Annotated in this window: 8 protein-coding genes; all 8 read right to left on the bottom strand. The window is 73.7% G+C overall.

Features of this window, described 5'->3' with window-relative positions:
* Positions 1 to 2 precede the first annotated feature (2 nt).
* The 8 genes from ACFWPQ_RS20105 to ACFWPQ_RS20070 all read right to left on the bottom strand — a co-directional run bounded on the left by ACFWPQ_RS20105 (position 3) and on the right by ACFWPQ_RS20070 (position 18,196).
* Positions 3 to 1,292: an MFS transporter gene (locus ACFWPQ_RS20105; RefSeq protein ID WP_384036141.1), complete on the bottom strand. Its 1,290-nt coding sequence runs from the start codon at positions 1,290 to 1,292 to the stop codon at positions 3 to 5.
* Positions 1,289 to 8,395 (bottom strand): amino acid adenylation domain-containing protein, encoded by a 7,107-nt coding sequence (locus ACFWPQ_RS20100; protein ID WP_384036138.1) that lies wholly within the window; start codon positions 8,393 to 8,395, stop codon positions 1,289 to 1,291. The genes ACFWPQ_RS20105 and ACFWPQ_RS20100 overlap by 4 nt, the downstream gene beginning before the upstream one ends.
* A 35-nt stretch (positions 8,396 to 8,430) precedes the next feature.
* Positions 8,431 to 9,462, bottom strand: a complete 1,032-nt coding sequence (locus ACFWPQ_RS20095; RefSeq protein ID WP_384036135.1) for a TauD/TfdA family dioxygenase — start codon at positions 9,460 to 9,462, stop codon at positions 8,431 to 8,433.
* A gap of 11 nt (positions 9,463 to 9,473) precedes the next feature.
* Entirely contained in the window at positions 9,474 to 9,683 is a 210-nt protein-coding gene (locus ACFWPQ_RS20090; protein WP_361300713.1) for an MbtH family protein, read from the bottom strand.
* A gap of 134 nt (positions 9,684 to 9,817) precedes the next feature.
* Positions 9,818 to 11,059 carry a cytochrome P450 gene (locus tag ACFWPQ_RS20085; protein WP_384036131.1) on the bottom strand — a complete coding sequence of 414 codons (1,242 nt, stop codon included), beginning with the start codon at positions 11,057 to 11,059 and terminating at the stop codon, positions 9,818 to 9,820.
* Positions 11,029 to 11,781 (bottom strand): thioesterase II family protein, encoded by a 753-nt coding sequence (locus ACFWPQ_RS20080; RefSeq protein ID WP_384036128.1) that lies wholly within the window; start codon positions 11,779 to 11,781, stop codon positions 11,029 to 11,031. Before ACFWPQ_RS20080 ends, ACFWPQ_RS20085 begins: the two co-directional genes overlap by 31 nt.
* 38 nt (positions 11,782 to 11,819) lie before the next feature.
* Positions 11,820 to 13,640: a non-ribosomal peptide synthetase gene (locus ACFWPQ_RS20075; protein ID WP_384036125.1), complete on the bottom strand. Its 1,821-nt coding sequence runs from the start codon at positions 13,638 to 13,640 to the stop codon at positions 11,820 to 11,822.
* A gap of 38 nt (positions 13,641 to 13,678) precedes the next feature.
* Positions 13,679 to 18,196, bottom strand: a complete 4,518-nt coding sequence (locus ACFWPQ_RS20070) for an amino acid adenylation domain-containing protein (RefSeq protein WP_384036121.1) — start codon at positions 18,194 to 18,196, stop codon at positions 13,679 to 13,681.
* Positions 18,197 to 18,261 lie beyond the last annotated feature (65 nt).

The raw sequence follows: 18,261 nt of genomic DNA, 5'->3' as shown, positions 1-18,261 counted from the left end.
CCTTACGACGTCCGGGGAAGGTTGCGGAGGGTGCGGAGGGGGCTCGCGAGCAGGACGAGGGCGGCGGTCAGCAGCACGGCGGACATGATCCAGATGGTGGGTCTGCTGCCCACGGCGCCGCCCAGCCAGCCGCCGAGCAGGGCGCCGAGGGGGATCGCCCCGTAGTTGACGGTCGACGCGCTCGCCCGGACCCGGCCGAGCAGGTGGGAGGGACAGTACGTCTGGTAGAAGCCGGCGACGATGACGTTGCCCGCGACCACGCCGCACACCGCGACGCCCCAGGCGAGGGCGCTCACCATGAGCGGCAACTGCCGTCCCGCGAAGGGCAGCAGGAAGATGAAGGGCGCCACGACCAGCATGCACAGCAGCAGTCCGCGGGCGGTGCCGAACCAGCGGGCGATCCGGCCGGCGACGGCCGCCCCGGCGAGGCCGCCGACGCTCACCACCGCGAACACGGTGCCGACTGCGCCCGGTTGGAGGCCGACGTCGCGCACGAGGAAGACGGTCTGTACGGCCTGGATGCCGTTGAGGGCCAGGTTGGCGAGGGCACCGAAGCCCGCCAGCGTCCGCAGGTACGGGTCGCGGGCCACGAACCGGACGCCTTCGGCGATCTCCCGTCGCAGCGCCCTGCGTTCCGACGGCTCCGGCGGATTCTCGTGTACGTCGATCCCGCCGAGGCAGAGCGCGGAGACCAGGTAGGTCGCCGCGTCGAGGAGGACCCCGGTGACCGCGCCCAAGGCCTGGGTGACCAGGCCCGCCACGCCGGGTCCCGCGACGTCCGCGGCCGATTCGGCGCCGTGCAGCTTGGCGTTGGCCTCCAGCATGTCGTCGTCGGTCACGAGCGCGGGCAGCAGCGCCGTGTAGGCGGTGCTGAAGAACACCTTCGCCGCGCCGGTGAGCAGGGCGACGAGCACGACCTGGGTGAGGGTGAGCACCCCCAGCCAGGCGGCCACGGGAACACTGCCGAACAGGAGCATCAGCGCCAGGTCGCAGACCAGCATGGTGCGGCGGCGCGGCCAGCGGTCCACCCAGGCGCCCGCCGGGAGGCCGATGAGCAGCCACGGTGTCCAGGCCGCCGCGGTCAGCACACCCATCATGAACGGGGAGGCGTGCAGCGTGACCACCGCCACCAGGGACAGGGACACATGGCCGACCGCGGTGCCCAGGCCGCTCGTGGTCTCGCCGAGCCACAGCCTGCGGAAGTTCCGTTCGGACCACAGGCCCAGGCGGCCGCCGGCGGGCCGCCCGTCCTCCCGCCCGGGGGCGGCGGGATCGGCGTACGCGCGGCTCATCGGAGTTCTCCCGGCTGTGCGGTGCGGAGTTTCTTGGCGACCGCTTCCGCGATCAGGGCGATCGGACCGGGCCGGGTCATCGCGCCGTGCTCGCAGGCGAGCAGGTCGTGTTCGATCAGGCCGGTGACGTACGGCCGCCAGGCGCTCTCGTACGGCCAGTCGGCGGGCTTGTCGAGCGCGGCGCCGATGAACAGGGCGTCGCCCCGGTAGACACCGGGCACGTGTGCGGCCAGCAGCCTGTCGTGGTCGGCGAAGACCCGGGGCAGGACGTCGGCGGTATCGCCGAGCATGGCCCGCAGGGCCTCCGGTACGCCCCCCTCGCCGCCATGTCCGTCCGCGCCTTCCCCGCTGTCCGCGCCGTCCCCAGCGTCCTCGCGGTCCCCGCCGGCCGCCTGGCCGTCGGAGGCGTAGCCCAGTGAGGCCAGCAGTGCCGCGAGCGGGTCCGGCCGTTCCTCTGGGACCGCGATGTCGCCGCGGTCGGGGACCGGGGTCGGCGGGTAGCCGTCCAGCAGGATCAGGGACCCGGCCTCCTCGCCGTCCGCCTGGAGCCGTACGGCCATCTCGTGGGCGACGACGGCGCCGAAGGACCAGCCGAGCAGGTGGTAGGGGCCCCGGGGCTGGACCGACCGGATGTGCCGCAGGTAGGTCGCGGCCAGTGCGCCGACGCTGTCGGGGGTGGCGCCCCGCAGACCGGGGGCCTGGAGGCCGTAGACCGGGTGGGCGGTGTCGATGTGGCGCAGCAGGCCCGAGTAGACCCAGCTGATGCCGGCTCCCGGGTGGACGCAGAACAAGGAGGTCGCGGTGCCGCCGGTCCGCAGCGGCAGCAGGGTCCCGAGGGAGTCCTGCGGTCCGCGCTCGCTGTCGAGGTGGCGGGTGAGACCGGCGGGGGTGGGGTGTTCGAACAGGGCGCGGATGCCGATGTCCTCGCCCAGTACGGCGCGGATCCGGCTCAGCAGCCGGGTCGCCAGCAGCGAGTGGCCGCCCAGGGCGAAGAAGTCGTCGTCCACGGAGACCGACTCCACGCCCAGCACGTCGGCGAACAGACCGCACAGGGTCTCCTCGCGGGGGCTCGCGGGCGCCCGTCCGGCCGCCGTTCCCGCGAAGCGCGGTGCGGGCAGCGCCGCGCGGTCCAGTTTGCCGTTGACGTTGAGGGGCAGCGCGTCCAGCACGGTGACCGACGCCGGGACCATGTACCCGGGCAGCACACCCGCCGCGAACTCCCGTACGGCGGTGCCGTCGGCCTCGCCGGTCACATAGCCGGCCAGCCGCCCCTCGTGGGCGACGACCACGGCCTGCGTCACACCGGGGCAGCGGACCAGTACCGCCTCCACCTCGCCGAGTTCGATGCGGAAGCCGCGGATCTTGACCTGGTGGTCCGTGCGTCCCAGGTACTCCACCTCGCCGTCCGGGCGGCGGCGCACCAGGTCGCCGGTGCGGTACATCCGCTCCCCCGCCGCGAACGGATCGGCCACGAACCGCTCGGCGCTGAGGCCGGGGCGGTTCAGGTAGCCGCGGGCGATGCCCGCGCCGGCGAGGTACAGCTCGCCCGCCACACCGACCGGGACCGGACGCAGGCCCTCGTCCAGCACATGGGCCCGGGTGTTCGCCAACGGCGTCCCGATCAGCGGGGTTTCGTGTTCGGCCAGCCGGGCGTGGAGGGCGTCGACGCTGTACTCGGTGGGGCCGTAGAGGTTGTGGCCGGTCACGCCGGGGGTCTCGCGCACGGCGGTCCACAGGGCCGGTCCTGCGGCCTCGCCGCCGAGCATCAGGACCGGGAGCCGGCGCCGCTCCAGCAGCCCCTCCTCGATGAGTTGCTCGGCGTAGGTGGGGGTGACGTCCATGGCGTCGATCCCGGTCTCGGCCACGTGGCGCACCACGGCGGCGGCGTCGCGGCGGCAGTCGTCGTCGAGCAGGTGCAGTTCGTGCCCGGCCACCATCCACAGGATTCCCTCCCAGGAGGTGTCGAAGGACAGCGAGGCGGTCAGCGCGAACCTGAACCGCCGTCCCGGGTGGGCGCGTTCGGCCTCCGCGATGATGTTTGCCCGGTGGAAGGCGTACAGGTTGGCGACGCCCCGGTGCTCGATCACCACGCCCTTGGGCCGGCCGGTCGAGCCGGAGGTGTAGATGAGGTAGGCGGCGTTGCGGGCGCCGGCCCGGGGCGTGGCTGGGCCCGGGTGGCCGGTCAGGGAGCCCTGCTCGTCGACCGACAGCCGGGGCAGGCCGTCCAGGATGTCCGGAAGAGGCCAGGCGGCGTGGGTGAGGGCGAGCAGCGGGGCGGTGTCGCGGAGCATGTGGGTGAGGCGGTCCGCCGGGTGGTCGGCGTCCAGCGGGAGGTAGGCGCCGCCCGCCTTGAGCACGGCCAGGAGCGCCACGATCGAGTCGGCCGAGCGGTCCAGGGCGAGGGCGACGACCTCCTCGGGTCCGACACCGGCGGCGGCCAGCCGCCCGGCCAGGGCGTCGGCCCGGGCGTCCAGTTCCCGGTAGGTCAGCGAGGTGTCACCGCTGACCAGGGCCACGGCGTCGGGGGTCCGGGCGGCCTGTGCCGCGAAGACCTCGGGCAGCAGGGCGGGGCACTCGGGGACGGCGGTGTCGTTCCAGCGCTCCAGCGCCGTACGGTCGTCCGCCGTCAGGACGTCCAGGCTGCCGACGGCGCGGCCGGGGTCCTCGGCGACCTGGCTCAGCACGCTGGTGAGAGCGGTGGTGAGCCGCTCGGCGGTCTCGCGGTCGAACAGGTCGGTGGCGTATTCGAGCGCGCCGCCCAGTCCGGTCGTGGCGCCGTCGGGGCCGTGCCGTTCGGTGACGTTGAGGCACAGGTCGAAGGGGGAGGTCGTGAAGTCGGTGGTCTCGTGCTCGGCGTGCACCCCGGGGAAGGCGATGTCCGCCTCGGTGGTGTTGTCGTAGGCCAGCATCACCTGGAACAGGGGGTTGCGGGCCGGGGAGCGGACCGGGTTGAGCTCCTCCACCAGCCGTTCGAAGGGCACGTCCTGGTGGGCGTAGGCGGCGAGGTCGGCGGTGCGGACGCGCGTCAGCAGGTCGGTGAAGCTCGGGCGGCCCGACAGGTCGGTCCGGAGGACGAGGGTGTTGACGAAGAAGCCGACCAGGTCGTCCAGGGCGCCGTCCGCCCGGCCGGCCACGGGGGTGCCGACGGGGATGTCGTCACCGGCGCCGAAACGGTGCAGGAGGGTGGCGAACGCGGCCTGGAGGACCATGAACAGGGTGGCACCGTGGGTGCGGGCCAGTGCGGTGAGGCGGGTGTGGAGGGCGGGGTCGAGTTCGAAGCGGACGGTGTCGCCGCGGTGGCCGGGTACGGCCGGGCGGGGCCGGTCGGTGGGCAGGCCGAGTTCGTCGGGGAGTCCGGCGAGGGCGTCCTTCCAGTGGGCGAGCTGCCGGGTCAGGAGGCTGTCGGGGTCCTGGTCGGTGCCGAGCAGTTCCCGCTGCCAGAGCGCGTAGTCCGCGTACTGCACCGGCAGCGGCCGCCAGTTCGGGGCGGTGCCCGCGCGGCGGGACCGGTAGGCGGTGATGAGGTCGTCGAACAGCGGGCGCAGGGAGGCGCCGTCGGCGGCGATGTGGTGGACGACCAGGACGAGGATCTGTTCGTCGGGTCCGTCGGGGATCAGATGGGCGTGCACGGGGACGTCCGTGGCGAGGTCGAAGACATGGCCCGCGGCGGCGGTGACGGGTATGTCCGCGACGGTCAGCAGCCCGGCGGGCGGCTCGTCGAGGACGTGCTGGTAGGGGACGCCGCCGAGGGTGCGGTAGACGGTGCGCAGGGCCTCGTGGCGGCCGACGACGTCCCTGAGGGCGGCCTCCAGAGCCGTGGTGTCCAGGGCGCCGCGCAGCCGCAGGGCGAGGGAGACGTTGTAGGTGGCGCTGGGGCCCTCGGCCTGGCCGATGAACCAGAGTCGTTGTTGGGCGAAGGAGAGCGGGAGTCGCTCCGGCCGGACGGCCGGCCGGGGTGCGGGGCGGGCCGCGGTGCCTGCGGTGCCGTCGGGTAGCCGGTCGGCGAGGCCCGCGGGCGTCGGGGCCTGGAACAGTTCGGCCAGCGGGAGCTCGGCGCCCAGGACCGTGCGGATGCGGCTGACCAGCCGGGTGGCCGTCAGGGAGTGGCCGCCGAGGGCGAAGAAGTCGTCGTCCACGCCCACCGAGGCCAGGCCGAGCAGTTCGGCGAACAGGCCGCACAGGATCTCCTCGCGGGGTGTGCGAGGGGCGCGTCCGCCGGCCGGTCCGCCCAGGTCGGGGGCGGGCAGGGCGGCGCGGTCCAGTTTGTCGTTGGCGGTCTGCGGGAGCCGGTCGAGGACCATCACGAGGGGCACCATGTAGCCCGGCAGGGTGTCGACCGCATACCGGTGCAACGCGCTTGCCAGGTCCGGTTGTTCGCCCGCGGGGGTGCAGTAGGCGACCAGTCGCTTCCCGCCGTCGTCCTCGCGGACGATCACGGCGACCTGCCCGACGCCCTCGTACCGGGCGAGTACGGCCTCGATCTCGCCGGGTTCGATGCGGAAGCCGCGGATCTTGACCTGGTGGTCGGTGCGGCCGAGGAACTCGATGCTGCCGTCCGCGCGGTGGCGTACCAGGTCGCCGGTGCGGTACATCCGCTCGCCCGGCTCGAAGGGGCAGGCCACGAAGCGTTCGGCGGTCAGGGCGGGCCGGGCCGCGTAGCCGCGGGCGAGGCCGGCTCCGGCCACGTACAGCTCGCCGTGGACGCCCGGCGGCACCGCGCGCAGGCCGCCGTCCAGGACGTAGGCGCGCATGTTGTCGAGAGGGGTGCCGATCGGCACCCGGGTTCCGCCGAGGTCGTCCTCGGTGATCCGGCGGAACGTGGCGAAGGTGGTGGTCTCGGTCGGGCCGTACCCGTTGCCCAGGACCAGGCCGGGGCAGGCGTCGAGGACCCGTCGGAGCATGGCCGGGGCGGCCGCGTCGCCGCCGGTGGTGACCGCGCGCAGGCCGGCGAGGGAGTGCGGGCTCTCCTCGGCGACGACGTCGAACAGGCCCTTGGTGAGCCAGGCCGCCGTCACCGCGTGGCGTTCGATCGTGTCGCGCAGGACGGCGGGGTCGAGGTGGCCGGGCGGGGCGACGACGACGGTGCCGCCGGACAGCAGGGGCGCCCACAGTTCGTAGGTGGCGGCGTCGAAGGCGTGCGGCGAGTGCAGCAGGACGCGGCGGTGGTTCCCGCCGTGCCAGCGGTGGTCGGTGGCGAGGGCGACGACGTCGCGATGGCGGACCGCGACGCCCTTGGGCTGCCCGGTGGAGCCGGAGGTGTACATCACGTACGCGAGTTGGTCGGGGTGGGCCGCCGGTGCCTGGAATCCGGGTACGGGGTCGCCCTCGGGCCGCATCACCAGGGCGTCGGGGACGAAGCCGAGGTCGTCGCGGTCCGTCAGCAGCACCGGGGCCCCGGCCTGGGCCAGCACCCACTCCAGCCGGTCGGCCGGCAGGGAGGCGTGCAACGGCACGTACGCCCCGCCCGCCAGCACGATCGCCAGCGTGGCGACCACGACCTCGGCCGAGCGCTCCAGCAGCATCGCCACGGGCGTCTCGGGGCCTACGTCCAGCGCGGCGAGCCGGGCCGCGAGGCTCTGTGCGCGGGTCTGCAACTGCGCGTAGGTGTAGGTGACTTCGTCCGACACCACGGCGACGGCGTGCGGGGTGCGTGCGACCTGCCGGGTGAACGCCTCCGTCAGGGTGCCGTCGCCCGGCACCGGGCGCGCGGTGTCGTTCCACTCCCCCAGGATCCGGACCCGTTCCTCCTCACTCAGCAGGTCGTGTCGGCCGACCGGTGCGTCCGGGTCGGCGGTGGCCGCCCTGAGCAGCCGCTCCCAGCGGGCGGCGAACGCCGTGACCGTCCCGGGGTCGAACAGGTCGGCCGCGAACTCGATGGAGCCGGTGATCCCGGCCGGGCTGCCGGCCGGGGTGTGGTTCTCCTCCATTCCGATGTTGAGGTCGAACTTCGCGACCCTGATCCCCAGTGGTTCGGGCGTGAAGTCCAGGCCGTCGGGTCCTGCCTGGCCGACGGGGGCGTTCTCGTTGCTCTGCAGGACGGCCATCACCTGGAACAGGGGGTGGCGGGCCGTCGAGCGGACCGGGTTGAGTTCCTCCACCAGCCGTTCGAAGGGGACGTCCTGGTGGGCGTGGGCCTCCAGGTGGGTCTCCCGGACCCGGGCGAGGAGTTCGGTGAAGGACGGGTCGCCGGAGACGTCGGTGCGCAGCACCAGCGTGTTGACGAAGAAGCCGACCAGGTCGTCGAGGACCTCCTCCGAGCGACCCGCCACGACCGAGCCGACCGGCACGTCGGTGCCGCCGCCCAGCCGGGAGATCAATGCGGCCAGGGCCGCCTGGAGCACCATGAACAGGGTCACCCGGTGGGTGCGCGCCAGGTCCAGCAGTCCGGCGTGCAGGTCCGCGTCGAGGCGCAGGGGCAGCGCGTCGGCGCCGCCGCCCAGGGCGCGGGGGCGGGGCCGGTCGGTGGGCAGGGTCAGTTCCTCGGGGAGGTCGGCCAGCTTGTCCCGCCAGTAGCCGAGTTGACGCGCCATCAGGCTGTCCGGGTCGCTGTCGCTGCCGAGCAACTCGCGCTGCCAGAGCGCGTAGTCGGCGTACTGGACGGGCAGCGGCTCCCAGTCGGGGGCCCGGCCCGCGCGCCTGGCCGTGTGGGCGGTGGCCAGGTCGCGCAGGAACGGCCCCTTCGACCAGCCGTCGCCGGCGATGTGGTGCAGCACGGTCAGCAGCACGTACTCGTCGGGCGCGAGGACGAACACCCAGATGCGGATGGGGAGTTCGCCGCGCAGGTCGAAGGGTTCGGCCGCCGCCGCGTCGCGCCGCGCGGGATAGCCGTCGGGGTCGGCCGTGCAGTCGACGACCGTGAAGGAGAGATCCGCCGCCGCCTGCCCGGCGGGCACCACCTGTTGCACGGGGACGCCGGCCACGGCCGGGAAGACCGTGCGCAGCGCCTCGTGCCGGGTGATGACGTCCACGACCGCGGCGCGCAGGGCCGCCGGGTCCGGTGCGCCGTGCAGGCGGACCGCGAACGGCAGGTTGTAGAGCGGGCCAGGCCCTTCGATCTGGTCGGTCAGCCACAGACGCTGCTGCGCGAAGGAAACCGGGATCACGGATCTGTCCTTACGTCACGGGCCACGGGGGCTGGTCAGGCGGTGGGCAGGGGTGCGGCGCGGAAGGCCGCGGGCGGCACGCTGGGCCGGCAGTCCAGGACGTCGACCGGCGATCCCATGGCGACGGCGATCTTGCGGTCGCCGCGGAACGGGTCGCGGCCGTGGGCGGCGAGGATGTTGTCGACGAGCATCACGTCGCCCCGCTGCCAGGGTTCGCGGACGGTGGCCGCCTCGTAGACGGCGTTGAGGGTCTCCACGTCGTCCCGGGTGAGGGGGGCTCCGTCGCCGACGCCGGTGTTGAAGGGCAGGCCGTCGGGGCCGAACTCGTCGGTCAGGGCCTCGCGGATCATCGGGTCCAGCGACCATTCGTTCCAGAACGCGAGGTGGTTGAACCAGACCTCCTCGCCGGTCTCCGGGTGGGTGATCGTGCCGGGGCGCAGCTGCCGGGTCCGCAGCCGCCCGTCCTCCCGCCACTCCCAGGAGACGAGGTTCTCGGCGCAGTACTCCTCGACCTTCGCCGGGTCGTCGGTCGCGAAGGCCCTGCGCCAGTCCAGGGACACGTACTCCGAGTAGTTCCGGGTGAGCGTCCAGCCGCCCGCACGCACCCGGTCCACGAGGGCGGCGGGCAGGTCCGCCAGGACCTTGCGGCAGTCGACGACGGGGGTGGCACCGCCCTCGGCGGGGGCGGTGAGGCAGGCGAAGAGCAGCTTGCCGGGGAAGGTGAGCGTGTAGCTGTTCTCGTTGTGCATGCGGATCGGCTGGTGGGGCGGCAGGTCGGTCGAGGAGAAGACCCCATGGCCGAAGTCGCTGCGCGGAGTGGCCTTCTCCCGGTAGGGGGTGGGCTCGGGCAGCAGCACGTCGCGGACCCGGGCGACGTCCTCGCTGCCGGTGACCGGCAGGCCCCGGAGGAAGATCGCGCCGTGCTCGGCGAGCGCCGCCCGCAGCTGCGGACTGTTGCTCTGGAGCCATGCGACGGCCGCGTCCATGTCGTGGACGCCGGTCACGCGGGTCAGGGCCGGGCGGCCGGGAGCGGTCTCCCAGCGCGGTGTGGTCGGTGCGGTCGACACGGCGGGGCCTCCTAGCGGCCGAGGGCGGCGAGCAGGCTCGCCGGGCGGATGTCGGTCCAGTTCTCCTCGATCCAGGCGAGGCAGGCCTGCCGGTCGGCCTCGCCGAAGGCGACCGTCCAGCCGGCCGGGACGTCGATCCACGCGGGCCACAGGGAGTGCTGGTTCTCGTCGTTGACAAGCACCTTGTAGGTGCCGTTCTCGTCCTCGAAGGGATTCGTCATGATGGCTTTTTCCTCCGTCGTGAGCGGGGCGGAAATCGCGGAAATCCGCGATGTGGAACTGCCGTCCGGGCTTTTCGAAGTTATCGGCGCCCGATACGGCCGACAGGCAGGAATTCCGGCAGGAGAGCGGAAGTTCAGCTGGATCGGCGGGATCGGCGGGCGAGCAGGCGCACCGGGAAGTGGTCCAGGCCGAAGTTGATGATCGAGCGGTTGTACCGGACCGGTCCGGTCGGCTCGATCCGCTCGACGCGGTCCAGCAGGGCCGTGAAGAGTGCGCTCAGTTCCGTCTTGGCCAGCGGGGCGCCGATGCAGTAGTGCGCGCCGAGGCCGAGGGCCACGTGGCGGTTGGGGCTGCGGTCGAGCACGATGTCGTGCGGGCGGTCGAAGGCGGCCGGGTCGTGGTTGGCCGCCCAGGTCCATACGACGACGCGTTCGCCGCGCCGGATGTCGTGGCCGCCCAGCACGGTGTCCCTGGTGGCGGTGCGCAGGGTGTGCAGTCCGACCGAGGTCCAGCGCAGCAGTTCGTCGAGGGCCGGCCCCATGGCGGCCTCGCCGCTCTGCAGCCGGTGCCACAGCTCGGGGTGCCGTACGAGCGCGAGCAGCCCCATCACGGCGGTGTGGCGGACGGTCTGGACGCCGCCGACGACGATGTTGTCCAGGTTGAGGACCACGTCCTCGACGGGCAGCAGCCGCCCGGCGATCCGGTACGTGGCCATCATGCTGATGAGGTCGTCACGGGGGTCGGCCCGCCGCTTCATGACCTGGTGCATGAGATACGGGATGAGCCGCTGATGACCTGCTCTGCGCTCCTGCGCGGTGCTGCCGAGGAAGGCGTCGTCGCAGACCTGTACGACCATCTCGCGGTCCTGGTCCGGGACGTCGAGCAGGTCGCACATCACGGTCAGGGGCAGCGGGGAGACGACGTCGACGAGGTCGACCTCGCCCCGCTCCACGGCCGCCGTGACGATCCGGTGGGACAGCTCGGTGATGCCGGGGGCGGCGCCGCGGGCCCCTCCGGGCGAGAGGAACGGGGTGGCGGGCGCCCGGAGTTCACGGTGCCGGGGCGGGTCGGTCAAGGCCATCATGCGGCCCGCGCCGACGGGTGTGTTCCCGGCTCCTGCGCCGAGCAGCGAGCCGCCCTCCGAGCTGTAGGTGGCCGCGTCCTTGAGGACCTCGACGGCCAGGTCGTAGGAGAGCACCGACCAGACCGGCCCGTCGTCGGCGGTCCCGGTGCGCTGGACGGGGCCCGCCGCCCGCAGCCGGTCGACGACGGCGGGCAGGTCGGGGCGGGTCCACAGGGCGGGGTCGCTCAGGTCGACGGGGGCGGCCGGCGCCGGGCCGGAGGTCAGTGGACGAGGGGCTGTGCTCGTGGCCATCGGGGCTCCCTGGGGGTCGGATCGGGCCGGTGCCCGACGATCGAGGTCAGCAGGCCCACGGGTCCGGGCCGTTGTACGGTCGCCAGCAGATGGCCGCCGGGAACGACCGTGAGGTCGAAGGCGCCCGAGGTGTGCTCCGCCCAGCCCGCGAGCAGGGTGGCGTCGAGCATCGGGTCGGCGTCGCCGGCGACGGCGTGCAGAGCGGTGTCGAGCAGCGGGCCGGGCCGGTACCGGTAGGTGTCGCGCACCGTGAGGTCGCTACGGATGGCCCGCAGCGCCAGCTCCCGCAACTCCGGCTCCGAGGCGACGAGTTCGCCCATTCCGCAGGTCCGGAGCAGATCCTCGGCGCCGTACTGCGGCGGGGTCGGGGCGGACCAGGTGCCGGGCGCGGACGCCGAGGCGGCGATCACCGTCTCCGGGCGGTGCCCGGCGGGCAGGGCGCGTGCCACCTCGTAGGCGAGCAGGGAGCCGAAGCTCTGTCCGTAGAAGCCGAAGCGGCCGTCCAGGTGCGGGAGCAGGGCGTCCGTCACCGTCCGTACCAGCTGGTCGAAGGTGGCGGGCATCGGGTGGCGGCTGCGTCCGCCCCGGGCCGGCATGCGCAGGGCCCACACCTCGGCGGCCGGGGCGAGCGCCTGGGCCAGCGGGGCGAAGGCGGTGGCGTCACCGCCGGCGTGCGGGAAGCAGAACAGCCGGTACGGGCGGTGGTCCTGGGGTGCGGGCACCAGCAGCCAGTCCCCCTCGATCCGTGGCCGTGGCGGGGTCACCGGGCAGCCGCCGCGCCGCCGACGAGGGCCGGCCGCCGGGTCGCCGGGGCCTGGCCTGCCGTGCGGACCGCCTCGGTGAAGTCGGCGAGGTCGCGGGCGTCGAGCAGGTGGCGCAGCTGGAGTTCGATGCTCAGGGTGCGGCGCAGGATGTGGATGACCCGCAGTGCGGCGAGCGAGTGGCCGCCGAGGGTGAGGAAGTCGTCGTCGGGGCGGACGTCGTCGCGGCCGAGGACCGTCCGCCAGACGTCGGCGACCTGTTCCGCCAGGCCGATGCCGACCGGACCGGTGCCCGCCGGACCGGTACCGGTCCCCGACCGGTCCGCCGGCTCCGGCCGGGACGCGGTGGCGGGCGCCGGGGCGGGCAGCGCTGCGTGGTCGAGTTTCCCGTTGGGGGTGAGGGGCAGCGCGTCGAGGACGAGGGCCGCGGCCGGGACCATGTGGGCGGGCAGCAGGGTACGGGCGTGGGCCAGGATGTCGTCGGTGGCGAGGTAGGGAGTGCCGGAAGCGGTGACGTAGGCGATGAGCCGCTGGTCTCCGGGGGCGGCCTCGTGGACCTTGACGGCGGCCTCGCGGATCCGCGGATGACGGGTCAGAGCGCCCTCGATCTCACCCGGTTCGATGCGGAAGCCGCGCAGTTTGAGCTGGCGGTCGGCGCGGCCGGCGAACTCCAGAGTGCCGTCCGGGCCGCGGCGGACCAGGTCGCCCGTGCGGTACATCCGTGCTCCGGGCGCGAAGGGGCTGGCCACGAAGCGTTCGGCGGTCAGGCCGGGGCGGCCGACGTATCCGTGGGCGACCGCGGGACCGGAGATGTAGAGCTCCGCGGTGGCACCGGGGCCCACCGGTCGCAGCTCCTCGTCCAGCAGGTGCAGCGTCACGGCGGGCAGGGCGTCGCCGATGTGCGGCCGGGGCCCGGCGATGCGGGTGGCGGTGGAGTCGACGGTGCACTCCGTGGGGCCGTACAGGTTGAGGGCGTCGGTTCCGCCGGCGGTGAGCCCGTCCCAGGTCGCCTGCGGTACGGGCTCACCGCCCATGAACAGCCGGACCGGGCGGGCGGCGAGCGGCTCGCGCAGCAACTCCCAGTGCGAGGGGGTGAGGTCCAGGTCGGTGACGCCGTGCTCGTCGAGCAGGGCGGCCAGCCGGACCGGGTCGGTGCGGGTCGTCTCGTCGACCACGACGACGGTGTCGCCCCGGCAGACCCGCGCCCACTGCTGGACGGAGGCGTCGAAGGACACGCTCGCGCTCCAGCCGACCACGCCTGCCTCGGACCGGTACATGCCGCGTTCCTCCAGACCGGCCAGGAGGGCGGCGACGCCGCCGCGGGTGGCCTCGACGCCCTTGGGGCGGCCGGTGGAGCCGGAGGTGTAGATGACGTAGGCCGTGTCCGGCGCGGTGACCGGGGTGTCGGGGCCGAGGTCGCCGGTCGCGTCGGGGTGGAGGGCCGGGACGCCGTCGGGCAGCGGTACGGCGCCCGGCTCGGCCGTGAGCAGCAGGGCCAGGCCCGAGTCCTCGGCCATGAACGCGAGGCGTTCTTGCGGGTAGGCGGGGTCGAGCGGTACGTAGGCCGCTCCCGCCCGCCACACGGCGAGCAGCGCCACCGGCAGGTCGGTGGTGCGGCGCAGGTGGATGCCCACCCGGTCGCCGCGGCGGATGCCGTGGGCGCGCAGTGCGCCCGCCAGCTCCGCGGTGCGGCGGTCGAGTTCGGCGTAGGTGAGCCGGCCGTCGGCGGCCACGACCGCGGTGCGCCCGGGTGTGGCGTCGGCGGCGGCCAGGAACCGGGCCAGCGGGTCCGCCGGACGGGGTCCGTGGGTGTCGGTCATGGGGCTTGTCTCGCTCTCTTCTCGGTCTGCGCGGGTGGTCACCGGGCCGCGTCCATCGCGCGGAGGGCGGTCTCGTAGGCGTCGAGGTAGGCCTCGGCGAGCGCGTCGGGCACCACGGACCGCTGGTGGTCCACGGCCAGCAGGACACGGTCGGAGACGGGGTCCTGGATCAGTGAGGCGCCGAAGGCGAAGCTGTTGGGTTCGTGGCGCATGGTGGGTTCGCAGCCGATCCGGTCGTCCTCGATCCGCGCGTCGCCGAGGTGTCCGAGGGCGTGGAAGCGCAGGAAGCCGAACTGGCTGTCCAGCCGGGTGCCGGTCATCAGCCGGGCCAGCCGGGCGATCGGGACCCGGCGGTGCGGCATCATGTCCAGTTCCTCGCGGTGCACCTCGCGCACCAGCGCCAGCGGATCGTCGCGGTCCGCGCCGGTTCCGGCGGCCAGGGGCACGGTGTTGAGGAAGAGCCCGTACACCTCGGTGCCGCCGCGCCGTTCGAGGCGGCCGTTCATCGCAAGGCCCGTGGTGATCCGGCGGCGGCCGGTGATCGCCCCCAGCGCGTGCACGTGGGCGGCGAGCGCCACGGACTTGACGGGCACGCCGGTGGCGTCGGCGACGCGGCGCAACTGGCCGGGGGCCTCGGGCAGCACCCGCTCCACGATGCGGGCCAGTTCGTGGGTCTCGCCGGCACCGTCCCACAGCTCGCCGCTGACGCCGTCGAGTTTGCCGCGCCAGTACGCGAGGGACGCCGGATCGGCCGCGGCCTCCCGTTCGACGGCCACGAAGTCCCGGTAGCGGGAGCCCGGCGGGGCTGCGGGGGCGCTCTCCGGGTCGGCCGACAACTCGGTGTGACGTGCGAGGAGTTCGGCGAGGAGCGAGGTGAAGCTCCAGCCGTCGAGGATGGCGTGGTGCTCGGAGACGGTGAGCTGGAAGGAGGTGCCGGTGAGCCGCTGCACGGTGATCCGGAACAGCGGCGGTTCCAACAGGTCGAAGGGGGTACTGCGGTGCTGGTCGAAGACCGCCGTGATCGCCGCGTCCTGCTCGTGGGCGGCCAGCCGCCGCAGGTCGTCGAAGGTGACGGGCGGTGCCAGGTCGCCGTGCACGAGTTGGAGGGGTTCGGCGTAGCCGGAGATGTCCAGGCCGGTCCGCAGCACGGGGTGGCGGGTCATCGCCTCGGTCACGGCCCGGCGGAACGCCGTCTCGTCGAGCGGTGCGCTGATCCGGTAGCTGTTGACGTTGTGGTAGCTGTCGGTCGACCCGGCGATCTCCATGTGGAAGACCATGCTGAGCTGCATCGACACCATCGGGTACGCGTCCACGATGCCGGCCGGGAGCTCGGCCCGGGTCTCGGCGTCGATCAGCGAGAAGGGCCCGTCGGCGGTGTCCGCACCGGTCACCGGACGGGCCAGCGGCGCCAGGGCGGCGATGGTCGGCGCGTTGAAGATGTCCCGCAGGGTGACCGTCCAGCCGGCCTCGTGCAGTTCTCCGGAGAGCTGCACGGCGCGGATCGAGTCGCCGCCGAGGTGGAAGAAGTCGTCGTGCGCGCCGATGCCGGAGACGCCCAGGACCCGCGACCAGACGGCGGCGAAGTCCCGCTCGGTGTCGTTGCGGGGGGCCACGTGTCCGGCCGCGGAGCCGGTGGGCGCGGTGCCGTGCGGGCTCGGGTCGGGCAGGGCGCGGCGGTCGACCTTTCCGTTGACGGTGAGCGGCAGGGTGTCGAGGAGGGTGACGGTCGCCGGGATCATGTAGTCGGGCAGGGAACGGGCCAGGAACTCCCGCATCCCGGCCGGCTCCCGGCCGGTGACGTAGGCCGCCAGCCGCTGCTGGTGGACGGTGACCACACAGGTGTCCACGTCGGGGTGGGCGGCCAGGGCGTTCTCGATCTCGCCGAGTTCGATGCGGAAGCCGCGCAGCTTCACCTGGAAGTCGGCGCGCCCCAGGTACTCCAGGCCGCCGTCGGGCAGCCGCCTGGCCACGTCCCCGGTGCGGTACATCCGGGCGCCGGGAGCGGAGGCGTGGGGGTCGGCGACGAAGCGCCCGGAGGTGAGGCCGGGCCGGTCCCAGTAGCCGTGGGCGAGGCTGCCGCCGCCGATGTAGAGCTCGCCGGGGACGCCCACCGGGCAGGGTCGCAGCCAGTCGTCGAGGACCATCGCGCCGAGGTGCGGCATCGGTGTGCCGATCAGGCTGCGGTCGAAGTCGTCGGCGGGGCCGAGGTCGTGGGTGGTGACGTGGACGGTGGTCTCGGTGATCCCGTACAGGTTGCACAGCCGGGCCGGGGGCAGCGGGTCGAGGGCGTTCCAGCGCCGGACCACGGCGGGGTCGAGCGCCTCCCCGCCGAGCATGATCTGTTTCAGCGCGGGCAGGGCGCGCGGCCGTTGCCGCAGGGCGAGTTCGAGCTGGCGGAGCGCGGACGGGGTCAGGCACAGGAACGAGACGCCCTCGGCGGCCAGCAGTTCCGTGAACTCCTCGGGCGAGCGGCTGGTCAGGTACGGCACCACGACCAGCCGTCCGCCGTGCAGGAGGGCGCCCCACAGCTCCCAGACCGTCCAGTCGAAGGCGTAGCTGTGGAAGAGGGTCCACACCTCGTCGGGGCCGAAGGCGAAGTGCCGGGCGCCGGCGTCCATCAGGCGGCTGACGTGTTCGTGGGCGACCGCGACACCCTTGGGACGGCCGGTGGAGCCCGAGGTGAAGATGATGTACGCGATGTCCGAGGGGCGTGCCTCAACGGCGGGGCGGGTGGCCGGGAGGGCCGCCAACTCGCCTTCCCGGAGGGCCGGTTCGAACACTTGCCAGGGGCCGGCCGGGACGCGGTCGGGCCGGTCGGTGACGACGACCCGGACCCCGGTGTCCCCGAAGACCATCGCGGCCCGGTCGGCGGGGGCGGTCAGGTCCACCGGTACGTAGGCGGCACCGGTCTTGAGCACGCCGAGCACCGAGACGGGGATCTCGTGCGTGCGGTCGAGGAGCAGGCCGACCCGGTCGCCGGGACGGACGCCCCGGGCGATGAGCGCGTGGGCCAGCCGGTTGGCCCGCTCGTCCAGTTCCGGATAGGTCAGGGACCGGTTGCCGAAGGTGAGGGCCGTGCGGGTGGGGTGCGCGTCGGCCGCTTCCTCGAACAGCCGGTGCAGAAGGCGGCCTTCGGGTATGCGGGCGGGGGCTGCGGGTGGTTGCAGGTCGGCCGCCCGGGTCAGTTCACGCACGGTACGGCCGGTGTCGTCGAGGGCGGCGGTCAGCAGGGCCCGCCAGTCGTCGGTCATCCGGCGTACCGTCGCGGTGTCGAAGAGGCCGGAGCTGAACTCGACCTCGCCGCGCAGCTCGCCGTCGTCGTAGACGGACCAGGTCAGGTCGAACTTGCTGGTGCCGTTGGAGTGCACCCGCCGGTCGGCCGAGGCGGGTCCGAAGGCCAGCGGCGCCCGGTTCTCGGTGTGGGAGCCGAAGACGACCTGGACGAGCGGCGGGTGGGCGGCGGAGCGGTCCGGGGCGAGCTGGTCGACGATCGTGTCGAAGGGCACGTCCAGATAGCCGTACGCCTCGAAGGCGACGTCCGAGACGTGGGCGAGGAGTTCGCGGAAGGTGGTGCGGGCGCCGAGCCGGATGCGCAGCGGCAGCAGGTTGACGAAGTAGCCGACCAGGTTCTCCAGTTCCGGCCGGTCGCGGGTGGTGACCGGGGTGCCGATCACCATGTCCTGGGCGCCGGTGTGGCGGTTCACCAGGAGTGCGAAGGCGGCCAGTTGCACGATGAACGGCGTCACGCCCTCGCTCTCGGCCAGTGCGCGGACCCGCGCCGCGGTGCCGGCCGGCAGGTCGAAGGGCTCGGTACGACCGAGGTGGCCGCGCTCCGCCGGGCGGGGCCGGTCGGCGGGCAGCTCCAGCAGGCCGGGGGCGCCGTCCAGCCGGTCCTTCCAGTAGGACAGGTGGTCCTCGAAGGAGCGGCTCTGTTCCCCGGTCGCGTAGTCGGCGTACTGGACGGCCAGGTGGGGCAACCGGGACTCGCGGCGTTCCGTCAGGGCGGTGTAGGTCTCCGCCAGCTCCGTCTCGAAGACGTCGGCCGACCAGCCGTCCCAGACGATGTGGTGGACGACGAGGACGACCGTGGTCCCGGTGTCCGACCGCAGCAGGGCCGTCGCCCTCAGTAGGGGTCCGGCGGCCAGGTCGAAGGGGGCCGACGCCTCGGCGGCGAGCCGCTGCCCGGCCTGCCGTTCCCGCTCGTCCGCCGGCAGGTCCCGCAGGTCGACGACGGTCAGCGGGATCGTGAGGCCGGGGTGGACGAGTTGGCGGGGGCCTTCCGGACCCAGGGCGAAGGTGGTGCGCAGCGCCTCGTGGCGGGCGACGACCGTGTTGAGGGAGCGCTCCAGGAGCGCGGTGTCGAGGGGGCCGGTGAACTCGAAGACCCAGGGGGTGTTGTAGGTGGCGGTCCCGGGGTGCCAGCGGTCCAGGAACCACAGGCCGCGCTGGAGGCCCGAGAGCGGTGCGGTCCTGGCGGGTGCCGGGGCCGATGGCGGCGTGGGAACGGGCGGCGGGGTGGGAACGGGCGGCGGGGCCGTGTCCGTGGGCGAACTCACTGTCCTTCTGCCTTCCTTGTCGGGAGCGGGGTGCCGGTCCGTCGTGGAACCGGCACGGGCGCGTG

This window comes from Streptomyces sp. NPDC058464 (assembly GCF_042721035.1).
Taxonomy (GTDB): domain Bacteria; phylum Actinomycetota; class Actinomycetes; order Streptomycetales; family Streptomycetaceae; genus Streptomyces.
This window is presented reverse-complemented; position numbering and strand designations above follow the sequence as displayed.